The organism is Dokdonella sp. (assembly GCF_017744955.1).
Taxonomy (GTDB): domain Bacteria; phylum Pseudomonadota; class Gammaproteobacteria; order Xanthomonadales; family Rhodanobacteraceae; genus Dokdonella_A.
In genome coordinates this window covers 267,238-291,601 of sequence record NZ_JAGIAG010000002.1, presented here as the reverse complement: position 1 = coordinate 291,601, position 24,364 = coordinate 267,238, and the positions used below count along the sequence as shown (strand labels likewise).

Sequence of the window (24,364 nt, the reverse complement as noted above, 5' to 3'; positions counted from 1 at the left end):
AGGTGTCCATGAGCGCCATCGGGAGAACGCGCCGTCGCGGCTGGACGTCGGCCCTGCTGTTGCTGGTTTCCTCAGCCCCGGCGCTCTGCTCCGGCGCCGACCCGTTCGACGCGTCGAGCCCGTACCTGTTCGGCGACTGGAACGGACGACGCGACGCCTGGGCGAACCGCGGCGTCGAATTCGACTTCGGCCACGTCAGCGAGACCGCGCACAACTTCAGCGGCGGCAGCGCGCACCTGACCCGCTACACCGAACAATGGACGCTCGGCGCGACGCTGGACCTGGACAAACGCTTCGGCTGGGCCGGCGCCGGTTTCCGCATCGCGCTTTCCGACCGCAACGGCCGCAATCTCGGCGCCGACGCGCACATCGGCAACAGCCTGCTGCTGCAGGAGGTCTACGGGCGCGGACAGACGTGGTGGTTGTCGACGTTCGCCTATCGCCAGTCGTGGCTCGACGGGCGGATCGACTGGAGCCTCGGGAAGATGCCCGTGGGGTCCGACTTCGCCGCGTTCTCCTGCGACTTCCAGAACCTGACCTTCTGCGGATCGCAGCCCGGCAACCTGGTCGGCGACTACTGGCTCAACTGGCCGGTCAGCCCGTGGGCGACGCGGCTGGTCGTCAGCCCCGGAGAGGCAGTGCATTTGCGCATCGGCGCCTACCAGGTCGATCCCAAATACGTCGACGAGACCTGGGCGAGACGCAACGCGTGGAAGCCATACATCCCGGGCGGAACCGCCGGCTGGCTGGTCCCGCTCGAATTCGGCTGGACGCCGAAACCGAACGGCTTGCCCGGCAGCTACGCGTTCGGCGTCTGGCACAGCAGCGCCGACGCGCCGGATCTGCGCGCGGACGACGGCCGCGGTTCGGACGACGAGGTGGCCGTGCGCATGCGCGACAGCCGTTACGGCGTCTACCTCAACGTCGAACAGAAACTCACCGGCGGCGTCGGAACCGAAGGACTGTCGGTGTTCCTCAACGCGACGCAGGCAGATCGGCGCACCTCGCGTACCGATCGGCAGATCGCCGTGGGCCTGCGCTACCGCGGCGTGCCGGGCCGGCCGGACGACGTCGTCGGCCTCGCGCTCGGCGCGACACACCACAACGGCCGCTACTACGACGCGTTCGTGCAGCGCTACGGCTCGGATTGGCAGCCGGAATCGCTCACGCACGTCGGGCGCGGCGACGAATACGTCTGCGAGCTGCTCTACGACTGGATGCCGCTGCGCTCGGTGCGGCTGCGGCCGAACCTGCAGTACATCCGGCATCCCGGCGGCACGTCGGCCAACGACGACGCGCTGGTGCTGGGATTGAAGACGTCGATCGCGTTCTAGACGCCGCCGCCGACCTCAGCTCGCGTTCGCCTCGCGCTGCAAGCCGCGGTCGCGGCGATGTCGGATGTCGACGACGAGGTTGTAGACCGAGACGAAGGCGGGGAACAGGTTCGACAGGACGCCGACGGAGTCGTTCTTGCCGAAGATGAAGTAGCTCAGCAGCAACACGCTGCCGAACACCGACAGCCACCAGAACGACTGCGGCATGTGCACGCGCTTGAGCTTCTTCGTCGCGTACAACTGCACGAACCAGCGGCTGGTGAACATGAAGGCGCCGAGATAGCCGACCAGCTTCCACGGCGTGATGGTGATCCCGTGCAAGGTCATCAGGACTTCGTTCATGAGCGTCGCCTTGCGGTTCGGAAGTGGAAATTTTGCGCGCAGCATGCCGCGCGGCCCTTTCGGAACCGTTTCGCGGCACCGGGTTCGGGCGTGCGGCAAGCCGCCGCAGTCTTCAGGAAACGCCGAACGAACGCCGTGGCGGCTTTCCGGAGCGCGAAGCCGGCTCGGCGGCTTTCCGCCGATCGAGCACTCGGTCGCGAGCGGCGCGTCCTCGCACCGCGGGCGCTTCGGCGCCGTCGAAGCGCCGTGCAGGCGTCAGCGCGAGCGCTTGGCCAGCCAGTCGTGGATCGCCGCAGGAACCTCGCGCTGCGCGCGGCCGGAAACGTAGATGCCGATGTGGCCGCCGCGGAACGCGATCTGCGTGTAGTCGTCGGTGCCCACGTGGTCGGCCAGCACGCGCGAAGCCGACGGCGGCACCAGATGATCCTGCTCGGCGAACACGTTCAGCACCGGCATCGTGACGTTGCCCAGGTGCACCTCGCGCTCGCCGATCTTCAGGCCGCCCTTGACCAGCTTGTTGCCCTGGTAGAAATCCTTGATGAACTGGCGGAACGCCTCGCCGGCCTGGTCGGGCGAATCGAAGATCCACTTCTCCATGCGCAGGAAGTTCTCCATCTCGACCTTGTCGTCGAGGATGTCGACCAGGCCGATGTACTTCTGCTGGTTCAGGCGCACCGGCTTCAGCATCAGGTAGCACAGGTTCATCAGGTCGGCCGGCACGTTGCCGAGCGTGTCGACGAACAGGTCGACGTCGAGCTGGCGCGTCCAGTTCGACAGCATGTTCTCCGGCGTGTGGAAGTCCACCGGCGTGACCATCGTGATCAGGTTCTTGATCTTGTCGGCGTGCGTGGAGGCGTAGCAGAGCGAGAACGCGCCGCCCTGGCAGATGCCGAGCAGGTTGATCTTGTCGACGCCGGCGTGCTGGGCGACCGCGTCGACCGAACGATCGATGTAGCCGTTGATGTAGTCGTCGAGCGTGAGCCAGCGATCGGCCAGGTCCGGATAGCCCCAGTCGATCAGGTAGACGTCCTCGCCTTGCGCGAGCAGGTTCTTGACCAACGAACGGTCGTCCTGCAGGTCGACCATGTAGGGCCGGTTGACCAGCGCGTAAACGATAAGGATCGGTACCTTCGCGGTCGGCTCGTGCGGTCCCTTGAAGCGGTAGACGACGAGCTTGTCCTCGCGATGGATCGCCTCCTTCGCGGTCACGCCGAAGTCGACGTCGTCGACCTCGCGCAGCGTCTGCAGCGCGACGGCGAGCTTGCGCTGCGTGGTCAGGACTTCGTCGATCGCCTTGGTCGGCTCGATCTTGATCGGAAACATGGCGGGCCCTCGGCTAGACGTCTACGTTCAACGCTTCTTCTTCGATTTCGCGGCTTTCGCCGATTTCTTCCCGCGGCCGAGCGAGGCGTCGGCGAACTTCGCGATGCGCGAGGAGAAGCTGCTCGGCGCGACCGCGGCGACGGCGCGCCTGGCCGCCTTCTTCGGTTCGGCTTCGCGCGCCGGGCGGGCCTTCGCGCGTTTCTTGTGCGCAGGTCGCGCGGCCGGCTGCACCGGCGGCTCGGCTTTCTCCGCCGCAGGCTTCGCGGTTTCGCCGCGCTTCGACGCGGCCTTCAGCGCGGCGACTTCGCTGCGCAGGCGCGCGACTTCGCGCGCGAGATCGCCGCCGCCCTGCGCGCGCAATTCGCGCCGCAGCGCCTGCAGGCGCTCGCCGATGTTGTTCAGCTCGGTACGCGTGGGCATGCCCAGATCGACGGCGACGCGCTCGACCTCCTGCTGCACCTGCGCGCGCACGCTCATCTGCGCGTTGACCAGCGCGCCGTAGACTTCGCGGAATTCGGTCGACAGCGCGACTTCCGCGTAACCCTCTTCCGCAGCGTCGACCCACAGATCGTAGAGTGCGCGCAGCGAGTCGATCTGCCGGCCGGGCTGTTCGCGCTCGGTCAGCTTGCCTTCGAACAGCTCGTAGCCGCGCTGGCCCGCCTTCAGCATCAGCGCGTTGTAGCGCGCCATCTGCTCCTGGTATTCGACCCAGGCGACGGCCATCTTCTGGTAATGCTCCTGATGCTCGCGCAGCAGGCCGAACGCCGGCAGGTTCAGCCAGCTCTTCAGTTCGCCGAGATCCGCATTGGCCGGCGGGCGCAGGTTGCCGAGCGCGTTCATGATCGCCGCGTAACCGCCGCCCTGCCCCGGCAGCTCGCGCAGCATGCGTAGCAGGTCACCGCCGAACGGCATCGCCTCGGCGCCGGGAATGCCGAAGCCGGAACGGAAGGCTTCGCCCCAGTTGGGCGCCGCGACACCGCTGTTCGCCGCCGCGGCCAGGGCCGACTGCATGAAGGCGGCGTAGCCTTTCGCGCTGTCGATGATGCGTTCGATCGTCTCGCTCTGCGCGCCGCCGCCTGACGCGAACAGGCGTGCCCATTGCTCGAAACCTTCGTGCCAGGGCGACGTCGGTGCCTGCGGCGGCGCGACCACGCCGGCCTGGCGTGCCATGTCCTGCCACGCATTCAGCATGTTGCGCGACAACCCCTGCCACTGGTTCAACCAATCGGGATTCGGCGACTGACCCATGAAGGCTCCTCGAGGCGCAGGCAGACGGAAGCCGCATCATAGTGCAGGCGCATGACGGGCGCGCTATCGCGCCGACGGATCGACGAAGGTCAGCTCTTCGCGCGCACCGCGCGCACCGGCGTCGAGCGGTTGCGCGTGTAGACGTAGACGGTCGCCGGCGGCACGTTCAGCCAGGTCATGCTCGCGCGGCGGACGCCGAGGTCCATCTCCGCCAGCAAATCGCGCGGCAACGGACTCGACGGACCGTAGGTGAACTGGATCAGCGGGCGATCCGGACCGAGCGCGGCGAACACCGCGCGCAGGATCGCCTGCTGGATCGGCCGCGGCATGGCGAGGAACCCCAGTCCGCTGACGACCGCATCGACGCCTCCGCCGATCTCGAAACCGATCTGCCCGGCCAGCTCGACGAGGTCACGCGCATCGCCGTTGACGACGCGCACGTCGGGAAAGCGCTGGCGCAGCAAGTCCGCCAGTTCGGCGTTGAGTTCGAGCACGAGCAGGTCGCTGGGCGCGATGCCGTGGTCGAGCAAGGCACGCGTGAACACGCCGGTACCGGCACCGAGCTCGATCACACGCCGCGATCCGGCCGGAAGCTGAGCGACCATGCGCTGCGCGAGCTGCCGGCTCGACGGAGCCAGCGCCGCCATCGCGCGCGGATTCTTCAGCCACTGGCGGAAGAACGTCCACATCGCGGGCGCTTCGGCCGCTGCGCTCGTCGAGGGTCGCCTGGAGTGTTCGCTCATGCACCGTTCCGCTGAAGTCAACGCGCCATCATAGCGTGCCGACACCCCGCTCCGCCGTCCAACCGCCTGAACGCCTCGCTCTGGCGGCGAGAGAGGCGCTCTTTGCTCCATTTCAAGAGTGCGGCCATGGATGGCCGCGTTGGACGTCAAGACGGTGACGGAATACCAAGAACTTCTATGCCAGCCCGAAGCAGCAATCAAGGACGATTGCCCAGACAAAAAGAAACCCCGCGACGACCAGGGGAAATCGTCGCGGGGCGGATACGCTGGCGGCGGGGAAGGGGGAGGGGTGCGCCGCCAGCGCAGACGGTGATCAGCGGCGGTAGCCGCGATCGTAGTAGCTTGCCCGGTGATAGCCGCGATCGTTGCGGTAGCCCCGGTCGTAGTGCCTGTAGCCACGATCGTAGGAATAACCCCGATCGTAATAGCGTGTTCTGTAGTACGGGCGGTAATAAGGACGATCGTAGTAGTACGAGCTGTAGTACCTGGGATAGCTGTAATACGACGGACCATAGTCGTAGTACACCGGTGCATAGGACGCAGCGTAGTAACCGCCGTAGTAGCCACCACCCCAGTTCGAATAGCCGATGCCGACGCCCGGATAGCCGAAATTCAGCGAGACGTTCCAGTGACCGTGGTGACCGCGCGCGAACGACGCCGGCGCGAATGCGAAGCCGGCTGCGATCAGCAGGCCCAACACAGCGAGACGAAATGGTTTGCGCAAGATGCTCACAGCACGCCCTCCAAATGACGGTTCGCATGCTGCGTCCGAACGCCTGAATCGTGACTGAAATTTTGAGCGGGCGAGTTAAGAATCCGCTCAACGCGAAAAACGACGACGCAATTCATAACAACGATGGATGCGTGCGTTGCGCGCGAAGTCCGGAGGAATCGTCGAATCCGTGATGTCCTTCACGTCGAATGCACTCGACAGCGATGCATCCAAGGTGAATCGCCGCAGGTTGTTCGAAAACACGATCAGGCCGTCGGCGGCGAGCCGCTCTCCGCACAGCGCGAGCAGCTGCGCGTGATCGCGCTGCACGTCGAAATCATCGGCGCGCTTGGAGTTCGAGAAGGTGGGCGGGTCGACGAAGATCAGGTCGTACTGGCCGCGATCGTGGCGCAGCCACTCCAGCGCATCCGCCTGCACGAGCTGGTGGCCGGGGCCGCCGAAGCCGTTCAGCGTGAAGTTGCGCGCCGCCCACTCGAGATAGGTCGCCGACAGATCGACGCTGGTCGTCGTGCGCGCGCCGCCGGCCGCGGCGTGGACGCTGGCGCTCGCGGTGTAGCAGAACAGGTTCAGGAAGCGTGTCCCGCGTGCCGCCGCGCGGATGCGCGCGCGCGCCGGGCGGTGGTCGAGAAACAGGCCGCTGTCGAGATAGTCGAACAGGTTCACGCGGAACTTCAGCCCGCCCTCCTCCACCACCAGGAACTCGTCGCGCTGCTCGAAGCGCCCGTACTTGGCGCCGCCCTTGCCGCGATAGCGCGTCTTGGTGGCGATGCGTTCGCGCGGCACGTCGAGCGCCACGCCAGCTGCCCGCACCAGGTCGCGCCAACGGTCGCGCGCGACCTGCTCGGGGATCTCGCGCGGCGGCGCGTACTCCTGCGCGTGCAGCCAGGTCTGCGGGAACGACTCGCTCGTCGGCGTTTCGTCGTCGCGCGCCACGGCCGTATAGACGTCGATCGCCGCCGCGTACTCGGGAATGTCGGCGTCGTAGACGCGATAGCAGGAAATGCCTTCGCGATCGAAGCGCTTGCGCAGATGACGGCGCGTCTTGGTGATGCGGTTGGCGACCGCCTGCGCGCCCTCCGACAGCGGCTTCTCGACGTGCTCGCGCGGCGCCACCTCGGCGAGATCGAAGATCAGCAGGCGACATTCCAGCGCGCCGTTGTAGAGCGTGTAGCGCTTGTCCGCGCGCAGGCCGAGCGCATGGCCGAGTTCCTCGTCGGCGACGATGACGCCGGCCCGCCAGCCGACGAACTCCGTGCGCAGGCGGGCGCCGAACGCGCGATACAGCGTCGCCAGCTGCGCTCGTTCGCCGAGCCGCTCGCCATAAGGCGGATTGCAGATCACCAGTCCCGCGACGGCGGTGCCCTCCGGCTTCTGCACATGCTCCGCGGACTGCCGCGCCAGGTGCAGGAAACCGGCGACGCCGGCGGCCTGCGCGTTGCGCCTTGCCTCGTTCAAGACGCGCGGATCCTGGTCGCTGCCGAAGAACCGCGGCTGCAGCGCGCGCAGTCCCTCGGTCGCGCGCTCGTTCGCCTCTGCCAACAGGCGCTCCCACGAGGCACCGTCGTGGCCACGCCAACCGAGAAACCCGAAGTACTCGCGACGCAGGCCGGGAGCGACGTCCGCCGCCATCAACGCAGCCTCGATCAACAAGGTGCCGGAGCCGCACATCGGATCGACCACGGCACCGTCGGCACGGGCGATCGACGGCCAGCCCGCGCGCAGCAGCATCGCGCAGGCGAGATTTTCCTTCAGCGGCGCCTCGCCCTGGCCTTGCCGCCAGCCGCGCCGATGCAGCGGCGTGCCGGAAAGATCCAGCGAGAGTGTGGTCCGATCGCGATACAGACGCACGTTCAGGCGGATCGACGGCCGCTCGACGTCGACGTTCGGCCGCTCGCCCGTGCGCTGGCGGAACTGGTCGACGATCGCGTCCTTCGTACGCAAGGCGACGAACTGCGTGTGATTGAGCTTGCTGGCGTTGCTGACCGCGTCGACCGCGAAGCTGCCGTCGACGGCGAGATGCTCCGACCAGTCGATCCCCTGCACGCCCGCGTACAGCGCGTCCGCGTCGACGGCGTCGAATTCGGCCAACGGCAGCAGCACGCGGCTGGCCAGGCGCGACCACAAGCAGGCGCGGTAGGCCAGCGCCAGAGAGCCGCCGAAATGCACGCCGGCCAGCGCCTCGCGCGCGTCGTCGGCGCCGAGCGCGCGCAACTCGTCGCGCAGCAGGTATTCGAGCCCCTTCGGGCAGGTCGCGAACAGCTTGTGCACGTCAATCCAGGGCGATCAGGAAACGGCGGAACAGCTCGGCGCAATACTCCACGTGCGCGCCCAGCCGATGGTCGTCGTCGACCAGGTGCAGCGCGGCCGAGCGGTCGCGGGCGAACTCGATCACGGCGTCGACCGGGCAGAGTTCGTCGCGCCAGCCGTGCGCCAGCGCCATCGGCACCGCGGCGGCGCTGAACGCGCGTGGATAGCCCGGGATGCCAGTCGGCAACGCCATCAGGAACAAGCCGGCGCAGGCGCGCTCGATCGACGCCGGACCGGAGATGAACGCACCCATGCTGGATCCTGCGAAGACGACGCGACCTTGCGCCGGCGCGTGCTCGAGTGCCCGCGCGATGCGCGCGTCGATCCGGCGCACGTCGCGGGTGGCGTCGAGATCGCGATAGTCCGGCCGCACCTCGGCCCAGCCGAGCGCGATGGCCGCTTCGGCGAGCGCGCTGACCTTGGTCGCCTGCGGGCCGCTTTCCAGGCCGTGCGAGAGGATGACCGTGCCTTTCATGAGAGCCGGGATTGGGGATTGGAGATGGGGGATTCGGAGAAGCATAACGGGCTTCACCGGCCGCGGCGAAAGCTTGTACGCTTTCACGTTGCCGAATCCCGAATCTCCAATCCCCAATCCCGGCCCCTCCATGCCCGCCCTAGCCATCGACGACTGGCCGCTGCCGTACGAAGAACGCCTGGCGGCACGCCCGTCCGCGGCGATCGACCTGGTCGTGATCCATTGCACCGAACTGCCGGACATGAAGCTCGCGCGCGAGTTCGGCGAACGCGTCCACTACGAGGGCACGCAGACCGGCAACAGCGGCCACTACTACATCGACACCGACGGCAAGGTGTTCCGCTTCGTCGCCGACCTGCGCGCGGCCAACCACACCTACGGCTACAACCCGCGCTCGATCGGCATCGAGCTGGTCAACATCGGCCGCTATCCGCACTGGGGCGACAGCCGCCACCAGGCGTTCACGGTGCCGTACACGCAGGAGCAGATCGATTCGCTGCGCAGCCTGCTCGCGCAGCTGCGCCACGACCATTCCAACCTGCGCTGGATCGCCGGCCACGAGGATCTCGACCGCCGCCTCGAGCCGGCCAAGGACGATCCGTCGATCCAGTTGCGACGCCGGCAGGATCCCGGACCGCTGTTCCCGTGGGAAGACGTCGTCCCGGCCAGCGGATTGGAGCGCTTGAAGCCGAAAGAGCCGGACGCGGATCGACACGGATAAATACGGATCGGGCCGAGGCAAGAAGCGTTTAGCGGACAAATCCAGCTTTGCTCGATCGGCTTTTATCCGCGTCGATCCGCGTCCAAAGCCCCCGCTCTCCCCCGCTATACTTCCGCGCCCTCCCCGAGCGACCCGCCCGATGTCGTCCAGCGTTGAAGAACTGCTGATCCTGCTCCAGCTCGAGCGCCTCGAAGACAACCTCTTCCGCGGCGAGAGCCGCGACATCGGCACGCGCTACGTGTTCGGTGGCCAGGTGCTCGGCCAGGCGCTCTCGGCCGCGCAGCAGACCGTCGACGCCGATCGCGCCGCGCATTCGCTGCACGCGTACTTCCTGCGCGCCGGCGACATCGAGAAACCGATCGTCTACAACGTCGAGCGCACGCGCGACGGCGGCAGCTTCTCCGTGCGGCGCGTCACCGCGATCCAGCACGGCCAGCCGATCTTCAATTTCTCCGCGTCGTTCCAGGTCGCCGAGAGCGGCGTCGAGCACCAGGTGTCGATGCCGGAAGTGCCGAAGGCCGACGATCTTGAACCGCCCCAGCCGCTGTCGCCGGAAGAACTCGCCAAGCTGCCGCCGAAGCTGCAGCGCTGGTTCGGCCGCTCGGGGCCGTTCGAGTTCCGCCACGTCTATCCGCGCGACGAGCTGAACCCGGCGAAGCGCCCGCCGCAGCAGCAGGTCTGGTTCCGCCTGACCCGCCGCATCGCCGACGACGCGGTGCTGCATCGCGCCCTGCTCGCCTACGCGTCCGATTTCCACCTGATCGGCACGGCGATGCTGCCACACGGCATCTCGTTCCTGCAGCGCAACGTGCAGGTCGCCAGCCTCGACCACGCGCTGTGGTTCCACCGCCCGTTCCGCGTCGACGAATGGCTGCTGTACGCCTGCGACAGCCCGACCGCGCAGGGCGGCCGCGGGCTGGCGCGCGGACTGTTCTACAGCGAGGACGGCCGCCTGGTCGCCTCGACCGCGCAGGAAGGATTGATCCGCCTGCGCCCAGAAACGGCGTAGCATCGAACCATGCGCCAGATCTACACCTCACCCCGCTTGGAAAACATTCAGCGCGTCGTCGCGCTGATGGCCGAACAAGGCATCCAGACCTCGATCGCCAACCGCCGCGCCTACCAGGGCTCGGACTGGAAGCGCTTCAGCTACACCGCCAAGGGCGACCGCGATTCCTGGCCGCAGGTCTGGGTGGTGCGTTCGGAAGACCAGACCGCCGCACGCCGCATCCTGCGCGAGGCCGGCCTGGAACCGGCGACCCGCTTCGCCGACGAACTCGCCGCCGCGCGTGTGGCCGGCGACACCAGCGGCCACCGCCGCACCTCGCTGCGCATCAAGCTGATCCTGCTCGCTCTGATCGCCGGCGTCGCCGCACTGATCGCCCTCACGCAGCTGTCGCATTGACGCTGCCGTTACCTGGCGTGAGCTAGAAGCTCGACGCGGATCAGGCGGATGAACACGGATAAAGCATTTTTTTGACTTATCCGCTTTGATCCGCCTGATCCGCGTACAGCTCTTCGCTCCCGGATCAGAGTCGGGTTTTCCAGTATCGTCGTCCCGCTCGACGAGCCACTAGAATGCGGCCATGCGCTCGGATGTCGTCCGCCTGTTCCAGACCCTGCCGCACCCGTGCGGCTATTTCGACGGGCGCACCGCGCAGAACATCGTCATCGACCCGAGCGCGCCGCAGCTGCCGCAGATCTACGACCTGGCCGTGCAGCGCGGCTACCGCCGTGCCGGCGGCCACGTCTACCACCCGCAATGCCAGAGCTGCCGCGCCTGCGTGGCCTGCCGCGTGCCGGTGGCGCGCTTCCAGCCGGATCGCAGCCAGCGGCGCTGCCTGGCACGCAACGCCGATCTCGGCGTGCAGGTCGTTCCAGCCGCCTACACCGACGAATACTTCGCGCTGTACCGCCGCTACCTGCGCGCGCGCCATCCCGACGGCGGCATGGACGACGCGCGGCCGGAGGATTTCGCGCGCTTCCTCTACACCGCCTGGAGCCCGACCCGCTTCGTCGAATTCCGCCACGGCGCGCAGCTCGTCGCCCTGGCCGTCACCGACTTCTGCGCCGCCGGGCTTTCGGCCGTCTATACGTTTTTCGATCCAGAGCAGCAATCGCGCGGACTCGGTGCCTATGCGATCCTGAGCCAGATCCGCCTCGCGCGCGAACGCGGCCTGCCGCACGTCTACCTGGGCTTCTGGATCGACCGCCACCCGAAGATGCACTACAAGTCGCGCTATCGGCCGCTGGAGATCCTGCGCGACAATGCCTGGATCGATCTGGACGCTCCTTCCGGCTGAGTCCACCGATCTTCGGTCACGGCTCACGGGGATGCGTCGATCCGACCATGCGCAACCGGCTCTACCGCTTCGGAAAATTCCAGCTCACCAACGGCGCGCGCGAACTGCGCCGCGAGGGTGAGCGCGTGCCGCTGGCGCGGCGCGCGTTCGACTGCCTCCTCTACCTGATCGAGCACCGCGACCGCGCCGTCGGTCGCGACGAGCTGACCGCGGCGGTCTGGGGCCGCGTCGACGTGACCGACGCCCAGCTCAGCCAGGTCATGCTGCAGGCGCGCCGCGCGATCGACGACAGCGGCCAGGCCCAGTCGGCGGTCCGCACGCTGCCGGGATTCGGCTATCGCTGGATCGCCGAAACCGACGAGCGCTCCGACGACGGCGGCCCGGCCGAGGCGGCAAGCGCCGCGGTAGCGGACGAGCCGCCTGCGCCGGAACCGGAAACCGAGGCCGCGCCGACCGGCACGGCAGTGTGGACGTTCGAAGCTCCGGCTGCAGCGGCGCGACGAGCGCCCGCGCCGCGACGCCGGTTCGCCGCGGCGGCGGCGATCGCCGCGCTCGCCGTCGCGCTGGCGGCAGTCGCCTGGCTGAGCCACCGCTCGCCGAACGCCGATCCGGTAGCGGAAGCAAGCGCGGAACCCTCCTCGTTCGCCGTCCTGCCGCTCGACGTGAACGGCCCCAAGGACAGCAGCTGGATACGGCTCGGCGCAATGGACCTGATCGCCGAGCGTCTGCGCGACGCGGGCCTGGCCGTGCCGCCGAGCGAGAACGTGCTGATCGCCCTGCGCGGCGCGCCGGCCGACGACGGCGGAACGCCCCGGCTCCGCGGCAATCTCGGCGTCGGCAGCCTGGTCGAGGGCAAGGCGATGCGATCGCCGGAAGGCTGGACGGTCGAACTCGCCGCCACCCGCGGCGACGCCCAGCGCTACACCGCCACCGCCAAGCACGTCGACGTGATCCGCGCCGCGCGCCAGGCCGCCGACCTGCTGCTCGCCGCGATGGGCCATTCGCCGCCGGCCGAGCGCGGCGAGAACGACGATCTCGACGAACGCCTGCAACAGGCACAGGCAGCGATGCTGGCCAGCGAACTGGACACCGCGCGCAAGATCCTCGCCGCGATCCCGGAGCAGGACGCGCCGCGCGCGCGGCTGATGCTGGCGATGGTCGACGCGCGCGCCGGCCGGCTCGACCAGGCCGACGCCGGCTATACGCGACTCGTCGCCGATCCATCCGTGCGCGCCGATCCCGTGCTGTACGGACGCGCGCTCTCCAACCGCGCCCTGGCACGCGTGCGGCTCGAACGGTACGCCGACGCCGAAAGCGACTACGACGCGGCCGTCGGCGCCTTGCAGAACGCGAATTCGCCGATCGACCTGGCGCGCGCGCTGAACGGCCGCGGCGGCGTGCGCGTCGGCCTCGACCGCTTCGACGAAGCGGCGACCGACCTCGGCCGCGCGCGCATCGAACTGCAGCGCAACGGCGACCGGCTCGGCCTGATCCAGTCGGACACCAACCTCGGCCTGCTCGAATACCAGCGCGAACGCTACGAACCGGCGTTGAAATCCCTGCTCGGCGCCGCCGACCAGTTCGAGGCGTTCGGCGCACCGGAGCGCATGCTCGGCGTGCTGACCGTCGCCTTCGACGCCGACGCGGCGCTGTGGCGCTGGCCGGAGGCGCTGGCGATCGCCGATCGCCAATGGGCGCATCGCGATCGCGCCGGCGATCCCGGGCTGGCGCTGAAGATCGCGGTCAACCGCGGCGAGGCGCTGGTGATGCTCGGCCGCCTGCGCGAAGCGCGCGAATTGGCCGCGCAGGCGCAGCGCGAGCACGCCAATACGCGCCCGCAGGCGCGCCGCTATCTCGACGCGCTGCTGGCGACGATCGCTTGGAGTGCCGGCGACGCCAGGCAAGCCGCCACCGCCGCGGAGCGCGGACTCGCGCTGTGGTCGCCCGATGATCCGGATGTCGAGCGCAACGGCGCGCAGTTGATCCTGCTGCACCAGCGCGCGTTGATCGCCGCCGGCGAAGCCTCCGTCGACACGATGGAACGCGAGCTTTCTCCCGGCACCAGGAATCCGTCGCCGTTCCTGTTGATCGCGCGCGCCGAAAGGTCTGCGTGGACGGGCAAGCCGACGGATGCCGAGAACCACTTCCGCGCCGCGCTGAAGCAGGCGGAAGCGCGCGGCACGCCGATCGGTCTGGTCACGGTCGGCGTGGCCTACGGCCGCTGGCTGCTGGCGCAGCGCCGCGTCGAGGAAGCCGGCGCCCTGGCCGGCCGGCTGGCCCCGTGGAGCGATCGCGACTTCGACGTCGCGCTGTTCGAGGCGGCCGTCTTCGATGCGCGCGGCGATCGCCGGGAGTCGGATGCGGCGCTGCAACGAGCCCGCGCGCTGGCCGGCGAACGCGAGGTCCCGAGCGGGTCGCGCACCGTCGCCTCGAAGTGACCGGCGCCGCGTCGGTAGCCGCCAAAGCGCGCCGCAAGGCGATTCCGCGCCGATCCGAAGACGAATCAAAGACGATTCAAAGACGATCCCGAAACCGCGTAACACGGGGCGGCTAGGCCGCCGGACATACTGCCGCGTCGGACCGGCGGGGAGCCGTTGACGAGGTCCGACTCGCCATCGGCGACCACTCGCGGGAGATCCTTGACCTCTATGAAACCCACCATCCTTCTTCGCCTCGCCTTCGCGGCAGCCGCCGCGTTCGGCGGGTCCGCCGGCGCGACCGTGTTCGCGCCGAATCCGAACGACTTCGTCAGATCCATCCTGCCGCTGCCGGACGGCGACATCCTGGTCGGCGGCACCTTCAGCCAGATCGGCGGCGCGCCGCACAACTACCTCGCGCGCCTCGACGAGGACGGCAACCTCGACGCGAGCTTCACCGGCATCGCCAGCGGCGGCACCTCCTATGGCGTGATGGCGATCGTCAGGCAGCCCGACGGCAAGATCCTGATCGGCGGCAGCTTCGACCAGGTCGACGGCGTCCCGCGCAAGGGGCTGGCGCGGCTCAATGCCGACGGCAGCCTGGACACGTCCTTCGCCGCGCTCGATTTCGCCGGCGACGGCAGCACGCCCGACGTCGGCGGCGTCCTGCTGCAGGCGGACGGCAAGATCCTGGTCTTCAAGACCATCGACGGCTACGGCTTCAACTCGATCAACGGCCAGCCCTTCCCGGCCGGCATCGCGCGGCTGAACGGCGACGGCACGCTGGACTCGACCTTCGCGCTGCCGGGCTCCGCCGACGGCGGTCCGGACAGCGTCTACTCGGCCGCCTTGCAGGCCGACGGCAAGATCCTTCTCGGCGGCTCCTACGGCGGCCAGCACGGCGTGCTGCGGCTGAACGCGAACGGCTCGCTCGATCCCAGCTTCCAGACCGCGAACATCAACAACCTGGTGACCGAGGTGCTGGTGCAGAGCGACGGCGCCGTCGTCATCAGCGGCCGCTTCACGACCCCGTTCCGCGGGCTCGCGCGACTGCGCCCCGACGGCAGCCTGGACAACGCGTTCGACGCGGCGACGCGCCTGAACTTCAGCGAGATCAACCAGATCCTGCAGCAAGGCGACGGCAAGCTCCTGCTCTCCGGCGGCACGGCCTACGTTTCCACCGGCTACCCGAAACCGGCGGTGGTGCGCCTCGACCCGGACGGCACGATCGACACGAGCTTCGCCGACCCGAAGATCGTCTACGCGATCGTCGTGGCGTCGGCGCTGCAGGCCGACGGCAAGGTACTCACCGGCGGCTACTTCTACGAAGCCGGCGGCGGCTATCCGCGCAAGAACCTGGCGCGGCTGAATTCCGACGGCACGATCGACATCCCCGTCCACACCGTCACGCCGGCGGCAGGCGCCAACGGCAGCCTTTCGCCGTCGACGCCGCAGAGCGTGCACGAAGGCGAGACGACGCGCTTCACGATCCAGCCCGATGCGGGCTACCGCCTCGACGCCGTCGACGGCTGCGGCGGCTCGATCCAGGGCCCCGACTACGTCACCGGACCGGTCACCGCGGATTGCACGGTCAGCGCCAGCTTCGTCGCCGACCCGAATGCGCCGACCTTCGTCGTCAACACGGCCGTCAGCACCGGCACGCCGCTGAGCGGCTCGCTGTCGCCGGCCGGGCCGCAGACGGTGCGCTTTGGACAGACCATCAGCTTCACCCTGGTGCCGAGCACCGGCTACTACGTGAGCGCCGCCAGCGGCTGCAACGGCACGTTGAACGGCGACGTGTACACCACCGGGCCAATCGCGGCCGACTGCACCGTCACGGCGGAATTCGTGGCGCCCGGCCGGGTCACGCTCGGCGGCACGCCGCAGACCGCGGTCACCGGACTGCCGTTCGCGACACCGCTGAAGGTGCGCGTGCTCGGCGCCTTTCCGGCCGTGCCGGTGCGCGGCGTGCAGGTCAGTTTCCAAGCGCCTGCCGGCGGCCCCGGCGCCCTCCTGTCCGCCTCCACCGCGACCACCGACGCCAACGGCGAGGCCAGCGTGACAGCCGTCGCCAACGGCGTCGGCGGCAGCTACGCGGTGAAGGCGGTGGTGACCGGCCTGGAGAGCGCTCCGTCGTTCTTCCTGCTCAGCAACGAAGCGATCGACGGTCCGGGCATCGAGCTGCAGGTGACCCTGAGCGCCGATCCGCCGCCGGCCTGCGGTGCCTCGGCGCATCTGGAGGTCACGCCCGGCACGCCGGTCAACTACTGCTTCACGCTGACCAACCGCACCTCGACGCCACTGAACTACCACAGCCTGCAGCATTCGCCGTGGGCGTACTTCTGGACGCTCGACAGCGATCAGGCGCTCTACCTCCAACCGCTGGCCATCGCCGCGCAGTCGACGGTCCGCTACCACATCACCACCGCCGCCACCGCCGACAGCATGGACGAGGAGTTCACCTGGACCGCGTTCGCCGCCGCGCCGGGCTATCACGCCGACACGAACGCGACGGAAGCCTTCGTCGACATCTCCGGCACCGGCCAGGCGGTGATCTCCGAAGCGCTCGGCGTCACCGACCTGCCGGTGCCGTTCCCGCTGACCTACTTCGGCACCACCTTCCGGCCGGACTCGGGCGACCATCTGTGCGTCAACAACAGCGGCACGCTGCGCCTGGTGCCCGGTTTCTACACGGAATGCCCGTCGACGCAGAATTCCGTCCTGACGCCGCCCTTCGTCGGCGACAACGGACAGACCGACAGCGACTACACCGACGGCATCCTGCCGTACTGGGACGTGCTCGGCGACAACGGCGCGGTCTACGTGCAGACCGTCGGCGCAGCGCCGAACCGGCGCCTGATCGTGCAGTGGGATCGGAAGGACCACGCCAGCGTGCCCAATCCGGCCGGCGGCATCACCTTCGAGGCGATCGTCGACGAGGACAGCGGAACGATCCGCTACGTCTACCGCGATCTCGACTTCGACGATCCCTCCGCACCGTCGCTCAGCTACGGCGGCTCGGCCACGATCGGCCTGATCGGCACCAATCCGTCGGTCGACGGCGCGGTCGACGTCGCGCCGCCTCTGCACGACGGGCAGAGCATCGTGTTCTCGCCGACCTCCCGTCCGCACATCGCCACCGCCGCGACGCATCTGCAGGTCGGCACGCCGCGCGTGCAGGCGCCGGCGAGCCTCGCTGCGAGCGCGGCCCGGCAGCAGTCCGTGACGCGAATGCTCGACATCGCCAACACCGGCAACCTGACGCTCGACTGGTCGCTCGACCGCGCCGCCGCGGCCGGACACTTCCCGGAAACGCAACGCTGGGTGCTGCCGCCCGAACGATCCGGCCTGCCGTACCGGCCGTCGACGCATCCGCAAAGCAAGAACGCGTCCGCATCGACGCGTTTCGCGCCGGCATCGGCGGCCTTCGACGTGCCCGCCTACGGCGCCATGATCGCCTCCACGACCAACCATCTCGGCGGCGCCAACTACGTGACGTTCAACGCGAATAATCCGACCGAACTGACGCCGGTGTTCTTCAATTCCGTCGGCACCCAGGGTGGCGACTTCATTCGCGACGACTTCAGCCAGCAGTACATCCTGTACTCGCCGAACGAAGGAGACGCCGTCGCCCTGCTGCGGCTGGACTACACCGATTTTCAGGCCTACCAGGTCAGCCAGCCGCTGACGACCATGCCGGCCAACGGGCAGCGGCTGAGCGGCCTGGCCTGGGACCGCAGCACCGATACGCTGTTCGCCTCCTCCGCCATGACCGGCGGCCAGGGACAACCCTGCGACGAACAGGTGGCGTTCGGCAGCTCGGCGCTGTACACGATCGATCCGGATACCGGTGAACAACGCACCATCGGCGCGATCCACTTCGACGATGCCCGCCCGCTCTGCGTCACCGACATCGCGGTCTCGCCGGGCGGCCAGATGTACGGTATCGACCTGCTCAACGATGCGCTGGTCGCGATCGACAAGACCAACGGCCGCGCCGCGCTGATCGGCTCGCTCGGCTTCGACATCCAGGACACCAATAGCATCGACTTCGACGACGCCAGCGGCGTGCTGTATCTCGCCGCCGGGTACTACCCCGCCTTCGGCACGAGCGCCGGCGGCGGCCTCTACACGATCGACCTGGTCACCGGCGTCGCGCAACGGATCTCGCCGTATCCGCTGCGGCCCAATCAGCACGGCTACCTGCAGATCGACGCCCTGTCGATCGCACGCGCCGGCGGAGCGTGCGCGTATCCGGGCGAGATTGCGTGGCTGCGCTTCGACGTCGCCGAAGGCCGCACCTCGCCGGGCGCACGTTCGCCGGTGACCGTGACCTTCGACGCCGGCGGCCTGGAGGCCGGGGAATACAGCGCCAACATCTGCATCGACAGCAACGACCGCGCGCATTCGCTGCTGGCGGTGCCGGTCGCCTTCACCGTCACGAACGGCGACGGCGGCGCGGCGATCTTCCGCGACGGCTTCGACGGCACCGTGCGCTGACGCGGTAGCGGGAAACGGCAGGCGCCGCCGGCAACGGCGGCGCTTCGCCCCTGAGAATCCTGAGCGCCGTCATCCCGCGACAACGGGAACCCGTTCGCTCCGACGATGCGCGATCAGACGAAACCGATCTCGTGCTCGCCGTGCATCGACATGACCAGCTTGACCATCGACACCGGCAGCATCAGCTCCAGCTCCAGCCGCTCGCCGGCCGGTCCCTTGCCGACCAAGGTCATGCCGAACAGCGGGCCGGACGCGTCGATCTCGACGCAGACGATGTGCGGGCCGCCGGGCGCGTCGCGCAGGTAGGGCTTGATCGGCTCGCCGAGCGCTTCCAGGGCCTGCGGGAACAGGAACACGGCATAGTTCGGGGCATCGGGCATGCGACGGTCCTTCGTGAGAGTTGCGGAAAGGTTCGATTCAGAGCGTGATCGACAGCCGCGAGGCAGCGCGCACGGCCTTGGCGATCGCTGCGTCGACGTCGACGTCGCGCGCCAGCGTGACCGCCATGCGGCGCTGGCCGCGCACTTCCGGCTTGCCGAACAGGCGCAGCATCGTATCGGGCTCGTTCAACGCTTCGGCGACGCCGTGGTAGCCCGGCCGCGCCCCGTGGCCTTCGGCGAGCACGGCGCAGGAAGCCGACGGCCCGAGCTGGCGGATCGCCGGGATCGGCAGACCGAGGATCGCGCGCGCGTGCAGTGCGAACTCCGACAGGTCCTGCGAGATCAGCGTGACCAGGCCGGTGTCGTGCGGGCGCGGGCTGACTTCCGAGAACACCACCGCATCGCCCTTGACGAAGAACTCGACGCCGAACACCCCGTATCCGCCGAGCGCCGCCGTGATCATGGCCGCCTGGCGTTCCGCCTCGGCCAGCGCCGCGTCGCTCATCGGCTGCGGCTGCCAGGACTCGCGATAGTCGCCGTGCTCCTGGCGATGGCCGATCGGCGCGCAGAAACCGGTGCCGCCGACGTGGCGCACGGTGAGCAAGGTGATTTCGTAGTCGAACTCGACGAAGCCCTCGACGATGCAGCGGCCCTGCCCGGCGCGTCCGCCGGACTGCGCGTAGTCCCAGGCGGCGTCGAGCTCGCCTTCGCCGCGCACGATGCTCTGGCCCTTGCCCGAGCTCGACATCACCGGCTTGATCACGAGCGGCAGGCCGATCTCGGCCGCCGCGGCGAGATAGTCCTCGCGCGTGTCGACGAAGCGGTACGGCGAGGTCGGCAAGCCCAGTTCTTCGGCGGCGAGCCGGCGGATGCCTTCGCGGTTCATCGTCAGCCAGGCCGCGCGCGCGGTCGGCACCACGTTCAGGCCCTGCCGCTCCAGCTCGACCAGGGTCGGCGTATGGATCGCCTCGATCTCCGGCACGACGAGGTCGGGGCGCTCTAGCTCGATCACGCGGCGCAGCTCGGCGCCGTCGAGCATGTCGATCACGTGCGAGCGATGGGCGACCTGCATCGCCGGCGCGTTCGCGTAGCGGTCGACCGCGATCACCTCGACCGCGAAGCGCTGCAGCTCGATCGCGACCTCCTTGCCGAGCTCGCCCGAGCCGAGCAGCAGGACGCGGATCGCGGTGTCGGTGTGCGGCGTGCCGAAGGCTTTCATGCGCGGACTCGTGGAAACAGGAGCGCAATTGTAGTGAGTGCCGCCGCGGCGAGTGCAGTCCGGCGAATGAGCCGTGGCGGGAAAAAAGGCGCGTCGACGCCGAAACGGCACCCCGGACCGGGCCCGCACGCTCCGCGACGCAGATTGGCACAATAGGCGCCTGCCACCGGGAATTCGCATGCGTCGCCTTCTTCTCGCCGTCCTGTTCGCCCTGCCGTCGCTCGCCGGCGCCGCACCTCCGCAGGACCAGTGGTTCACGGTCCTGCTCGACGGCCGCAAGATCGGCACGTTCGAGTCCAGGCGCGAGGTGCGCGGCGGCGAAGTGGTGACGATGCAGAAGCTCGATCTCGTGCTCGATCGCGCCGGCACCCAGGTGACGATGAGCAGCGCGGAAACCAGCACCGAGACCGAGGACGGCAAGCCGCTCGGCTTCCGCAGCGTGTCGCAGCTGTCCGGCAGCGAGACCGTCCTTGAGGGCACGTTGCGCGGCGACACCCTGCGCCTGGTCTCGAGCAACGGCGGCGAGACGCAGAAGCGCACTCTGCCGTGGCCGAAGGGCGCCCTGCTGCCGGAAGGCGTGCGCCTCGCCGGCGTGCGCGCCGGCCTCGCGCCGGGCACGCGGTACAAGGCCTTGTCGTTCCAGCCGTCGAGCGCGGACGCCGCCGAGATCACCAGCGTGGTCGGCGCGAAGGAAGATGTGGACCTGCCCACCGGCCGCCGCAGCCTCAGTCCGGTCGAGCAGACGCTGGCCTTTCCGGGCGCGCCGATGAAGACGCGCGCCTGGGTCGACGCCGACCAGACCGTCTACAAGCTGGCCATGCCGGTGATGGGCGTCGAACTGGTCCTGCTCGCCTGCGACCGCACCTGTGCGACCGCGCCGAACCAGGGCAGCGACGTGTTCGAACGCACGCTGGTGGATTCGCCGCGCGCGCTGACCCCGGCCGGACTCGCCGGCACGATGCGCTACACGCTGGCACCGCGCGAATCCGGCAAGCCGCTGACCCTGCCCGACACCGACGAGCAGAGCGTCGAGCGGCGCGGCGACGAGCTCCTCGTCACCGTGCGGCGCAAGGCGGTGGCGCGCGGCGAAGCGAAGCCCGACCGCGACGACTACCAGCCCAACGACTGGCTGCAGAGCAAGTCGCCGGAACTGGTCAAGCTGGCGCGCCGCGCCGTCGGCACGAAGCGCGATCCGCTCGCGCAGATGCACGCGGTGGAGACGTTCGTGCGCGGCTTCATCCGCAACAAGAGCCTCGGCGTCGGCTACGCCTCCGCGCTCGAAGTCGCGCGCAAGCCCGAGGGCGACTGCACCGAGCACGCCGTGCTGGTCGCCGCTCTCGGCCGCACGCTCGGCCTGGCCACGCGCGTGGTCGACGGACTCGCCTACGCGCCCGGCTTCGCCGGCAAGGAACAGGTGTTCGTGCCGCACGCCTGGGCGCAGGCGTGGATCGACGGCCGCTGGCAGAGCTTCGACGCCGCCCTGCCCGGCTTCGACGCCGGCCACATCGCGCTGTCGGTCGGCGACGGCGATCCGTGGCGGTTCTACGCCGGGCTGGACATGCTCGGGCGCATCGAGCTGCGCGAAGCCGAAGCCCTGACGCCGTGAGCGCGGACGGCTACGGCGACTCGAAGCCGTTGCGGAAGATCACGTCGTTGCCGACCTGGATCGTCCAGCTGCGCCGATGCTCGAGCAGGCCGCCGGCCATCGTCGGCGACACCAGCGCCGTCGAATCGGTCACGCGCACTTCGAGCGTGCGCGTCGCCGGCGTCGGCGAGCCTTGCGAGAAGACGTAGCTCGCCGCGTTCGCGCCGCTGATAGCGGCGCCGTCCAGATACCACTGGACGGCGATCGAGCCGATCGTCGGCTGCAGCGTCGAGACCTGGAACGTGCGCGAGGAACCCAGCCCGTAGGCGACGACACCCGAGGTCGGCGGCGATTCGCTGCCCGGCTCGATCAGGTCGATGCCGCCCGCCGGCACGCCGAATCCGCCGCGATACAGCGTGCGCACGTATTCCTGCGCGCAGACCGGACAGAACGGCACGCCGAGGAATTGCATCAGGCATTGCGTGTCGACCGGGCGGAACATGCCGCTGCTTCGATAGCGCGCGCCTTCGAACAGGCCCACGCCGGAAGTGCCCGGCGGCGTCGGAATCGGATTGCCGGGCGTGAACCAGCTCTTCCATTTCACCGACGACGCGCTGGTCTGGTCGGTCACGTTCGCTTCGCAGGGCGCCCCGCCGGAAAGATCGCTGCATGGCGGAAATCCCGGATACGGCGAATCGTATTCGTCGGCGAGGCCGGTGAAGCTGTGGCCGTACTCGTGCAGCACGATCTGCGTCGCCTGCGCATGCGTCGAGGTGGTCGAAATGTTTCCGCCCGCGCCGCCGTAGACCGGATCGTTGACGACGACGACGATCTTGTCCCAGTCCGGATACGCCGCCGCCGCGGCGAGCACGGCGCCGTCGTCGACGGTGAGCAGGCGGTGGATCTGGAACGCGCAGAACGTCGCGTCGAACGCGGTGTCGACGAATTGGCCCGCGCGCGGATCGCTTTGCGCCTCCGGATCCGAGCAGCAGGTCGCCTGCGTGCAGCCGGACTGATACGGCGGATGATCGGCGCCGGACTGGTTCGAGGCGACGAAGCCGGTCGTCCAGTTCACGAAGCTCTGATATTCCTTGTACGGCGTGAGGCCGAAGAACGACTCGCGCAGGATCGCCGCGTCGCTGTCGAACAGTCCCTGCTGCGCCGCGGTGTAGCCTTCGCCGATCACCAGCATGTCGACGCGATTGGCCGGATTGCCCGCGTTCGGCGCGCGCTCGATCTGCATCGGCGTCCGCCCGGCGTAGGTGGTCGTCTGCTCGCGCGACGCGAGCTCGTGCAGATCGAAACGCTGCGTCTTGCCGGCGTCGCCGAACTCGACCGTGTCGGCGTCGGCGAGCGGCACACGCAGCACGAAGTGCCGCACGGCGGCGTCGACCGGCCTGGCCACGATGCGCTGGTCGCCGCGATCCGGGTCACGCGCGAACTCGGCGCGCAGCGAAGGCACCTCGACGCTGCGCTCGCCGCGGCCGACGCCGTCGCGCACGAGGCGGTAGGCGATTCGCTCCTCGCCCGCCGGCTGCGCGTCGCGGGCGCGCTCCAGTGCCGCGTCGGCGATGTCGACCTGCGTGTAGAAGAGCGCCCGTACGTTCTTCGCCGCGTCCATCTCGAACACGACGTAGTGCGCCGGCGCCGCCCAGGCCGCGTTCGACGCCGCGATCGCGGCCAGCCACGTCCAGCGGAACTTCGGTTTCATCGATCCCTCCTCCGTTTTCTGCTTTCCCAACTATGGCGGAAAAAAGCGTCGGAACGGCTCATCCGAACCAGGGATTTCCAAATTGATATGTTTTTGATATCGTCTCGCTCCACTTCGAGGAGCCGCCATGAACGAGCGCAAAGCGTTTTCCGTCGCCGGCCTGCCGGTCGTGCTGCTGCTGATCGCGACCGCGATCGTCGCCTTCGTCTGGCTCGGCGGCGCCATGGGACACGGCCCCGGGCAGCCGTACACGGTCGGCGGCGCGGCCATCCTGATCGGCGCGATTTCCTTCCTCGTCAAGGGCCTGTTCCAGGTGCAGCCGAACCAGGGCCAGGTCATGCAGCTGTTCGGCCGCTACGCCGGCAGCGTGCGCGAAGAAGGCCTGCGTTGGACCAACCCGTTCTACTCGCGCCGCGCGCTGTCCCTGCGCGTGCGCAACTTCGAATCCGGCAAGCTCAAGGTCAACGACAACGACGGCAACCCGATCGAGATCGCGGCGGTCGTGGTGTGGCAGGTGGTCGACACCGCCGAGGCGGTGTTCCAGGTCGACGACTACGAGAACTTCGTGCGCATCCAGTCCGAATCGGCGCTGCGGCAGATGGCGCAGAGCTATCCCTACGACGCGCACGACAGCGACAAGCCCTCGCTGCGCAGTCACGGCGAGGAGGTCAACGCGCATTTGCGCGACGAGATCCAGACCCGCCTCGGCAAAGCCGGCGTGCAGGTCATCGAGGCGCGCATCAGCCACCTCGCCTACGCGCAGGAAATCGCCCAGGCGATGCTGCAGCGCCAGCAGGCCGGCGCGATCATCGCCGCGCGCACGCGCATCGTCGAAGGCGCGGTCAGCATGGTCGAGATGGCGCTGGCCGAACTCGGCAAGCGCGGCGTCGTCGACCTCGACAACGAGCGCCGCGCGGCGATGGTGAGCAACCTCCTGGTCGTGCTGTGCGGAGATCGCAGCACGCAGCCGGTGGTGAATACCGGAACGCTCTACTGAGCCCGCGAAGCTGCCGGAGGAGCACC

At 68.8% G+C, this 24,364-nt stretch carries 19 protein-coding genes; 9 read left to right on the top strand and 10 right to left on the bottom strand.

The genetic code is table 11. The features are described from left to right. Positions 1-8: 8 nt before the first annotated feature. A complete protein-coding gene (locus J7520_RS06370; protein WP_291185524.1) occupies positions 9-1,334 on the top strand; it encodes a carbohydrate porin in 1,326 nt (441 codons plus the stop codon). Between the two features lie 15 nt (positions 1,335-1,349). On the opposite strand, the gene J7520_RS06365 is transcribed toward J7520_RS06370, so the two are convergent. From J7520_RS06365 to J7520_RS06335, 7 genes are all read right to left on the bottom strand, one after another. Beyond that, on the bottom strand, positions 1,350-1,676 hold the full coding sequence (locus J7520_RS06365; RefSeq protein ID WP_291185522.1) for a lipid-A-disaccharide synthase N-terminal domain-containing protein: 327 nt from the start codon (positions 1,674-1,676) through the stop codon (positions 1,350-1,352). Between the two features lie 255 nt (positions 1,677-1,931). Beyond that, complete coding sequence (locus tag J7520_RS06360) at positions 1,932-2,999, bottom strand: class III poly(R)-hydroxyalkanoic acid synthase subunit PhaC (protein WP_291185519.1); 1,068 nt, start codon at positions 2,997-2,999, stop codon at positions 1,932-1,934. A gap of 27 nt (positions 3,000-3,026) precedes the next feature. Then, entirely contained in the window at positions 3,027-4,247 is a 1,221-nt protein-coding gene (phaE, locus tag J7520_RS06355; RefSeq protein ID WP_291185516.1) for a class III poly(R)-hydroxyalkanoic acid synthase subunit PhaE, read from the bottom strand. 89 nt (positions 4,248-4,336) lie between these two features. Then, positions 4,337-4,990, bottom strand: a complete 654-nt coding sequence (locus J7520_RS06350; RefSeq protein ID WP_291185513.1) for a methyltransferase domain-containing protein — start codon at positions 4,988-4,990, stop codon at positions 4,337-4,339. A gap of 313 nt (positions 4,991-5,303) precedes the next feature. After that, positions 5,304-5,723: a hypothetical protein gene (locus J7520_RS06345; RefSeq protein ID WP_291185510.1), complete on the bottom strand. Its 420-nt coding sequence runs from the start codon at positions 5,721-5,723 to the stop codon at positions 5,304-5,306. A gap of 87 nt (positions 5,724-5,810) precedes the next feature. Then, positions 5,811-7,991 carry a bifunctional 23S rRNA (guanine(2069)-N(7))-methyltransferase RlmK/23S rRNA (guanine(2445)-N(2))-methyltransferase RlmL gene (gene rlmKL / locus J7520_RS06340; RefSeq protein WP_291185508.1) on the bottom strand — a complete coding sequence of 727 codons (2,181 nt, stop codon included), beginning with the start codon at positions 7,989-7,991 and terminating at the stop codon, positions 5,811-5,813. Between the two features lies 1 nt (position 7,992). Next, entirely contained in the window at positions 7,993-8,505 is a 513-nt protein-coding gene (locus J7520_RS06335; protein ID WP_291185506.1) for an alpha/beta family hydrolase, read from the bottom strand. A 130-nt stretch (positions 8,506-8,635) separates the two neighbouring features. On the opposite strand from J7520_RS06335, the gene J7520_RS06330 reads away from it, so the two are divergent. From J7520_RS06330 to J7520_RS06305, 6 genes are all read left to right on the top strand, one after another. After that, positions 8,636-9,226 (top strand): N-acetylmuramoyl-L-alanine amidase, encoded by a 591-nt coding sequence (locus J7520_RS06330; protein WP_291185504.1) that lies wholly within the window; start codon positions 8,636-8,638, stop codon positions 9,224-9,226. Positions 9,227-9,365: 139 nt separating this feature from the next. Further along, positions 9,366-10,235 carry an acyl-CoA thioesterase II gene (tesB, locus tag J7520_RS06325; protein ID WP_291185501.1) on the top strand — a complete coding sequence of 290 codons (870 nt, stop codon included), beginning with the start codon at positions 9,366-9,368 and terminating at the stop codon, positions 10,233-10,235. A gap of 9 nt (positions 10,236-10,244) precedes the next feature. Then, complete coding sequence (locus tag J7520_RS06320) at positions 10,245-10,631, top strand: hypothetical protein (RefSeq protein WP_291185498.1); 387 nt, start codon at positions 10,245-10,247, stop codon at positions 10,629-10,631. A gap of 181 nt (positions 10,632-10,812) precedes the next feature. Beyond that, a complete protein-coding gene (locus J7520_RS06315) occupies positions 10,813-11,529 on the top strand; it encodes an arginyltransferase (protein WP_291185495.1) in 717 nt (238 codons plus the stop codon). Between the two features lie 47 nt (positions 11,530-11,576). Further along, positions 11,577-13,967, top strand: coding sequence for a winged helix-turn-helix domain-containing protein (locus J7520_RS06310; RefSeq protein ID WP_291185492.1), 2,391 nt, complete (start codon positions 11,577-11,579; stop codon positions 13,965-13,967). 210 nt (positions 13,968-14,177) lie between these two features. Then, on the top strand, positions 14,178-18,446 hold the full coding sequence (locus J7520_RS06305) for a hypothetical protein (protein WP_291185489.1): 4,269 nt from the start codon (positions 14,178-14,180) through the stop codon (positions 18,444-18,446). A 113-nt stretch (positions 18,447-18,559) separates the two neighbouring features. Here the strand turns inward: J7520_RS06305 and J7520_RS06300 are convergent, their stop codons facing one another. Together J7520_RS06300 and purT are read right to left on the bottom strand one after the other, a co-directional pair. Further along, positions 18,560-18,826, bottom strand: coding sequence for a hypothetical protein (locus J7520_RS06300; protein ID WP_291185485.1), 267 nt, complete (start codon positions 18,824-18,826; stop codon positions 18,560-18,562). 37 nt (positions 18,827-18,863) lie between these two features. Continuing rightward, positions 18,864-20,045 carry a formate-dependent phosphoribosylglycinamide formyltransferase gene (purT, locus tag J7520_RS06295; RefSeq protein WP_291185483.1) on the bottom strand — a complete coding sequence of 394 codons (1,182 nt, stop codon included), beginning with the start codon at positions 20,043-20,045 and terminating at the stop codon, positions 18,864-18,866. Positions 20,046-20,223: 178 nt separating this feature from the next. Between purT and J7520_RS06290 the strand changes: the two genes are divergently transcribed. Beyond that, positions 20,224-21,651 (top strand): transglutaminase-like domain-containing protein, encoded by a 1,428-nt coding sequence (locus tag J7520_RS06290; protein WP_291185480.1) that lies wholly within the window; start codon positions 20,224-20,226, stop codon positions 21,649-21,651. A 10-nt stretch (positions 21,652-21,661) separates the two neighbouring features. On the opposite strand, the gene J7520_RS06285 is transcribed toward J7520_RS06290, so the two are convergent. Beyond that, a complete protein-coding gene (locus J7520_RS06285; RefSeq protein ID WP_291185478.1) occupies positions 21,662-23,341 on the bottom strand; it encodes a M64 family metallopeptidase in 1,680 nt (559 codons plus the stop codon). 127 nt (positions 23,342-23,468) lie between these two features. Here J7520_RS06285 and J7520_RS06280 point away from each other — a divergent pair, with 127 nt between their 5' ends. Beyond that, positions 23,469-24,338, top strand: coding sequence for an SPFH domain-containing protein (locus J7520_RS06280; RefSeq protein WP_291185475.1), 870 nt, complete (start codon positions 23,469-23,471; stop codon positions 24,336-24,338). The last annotated feature ends 26 nt before the right edge of the window (positions 24,339-24,364 follow it).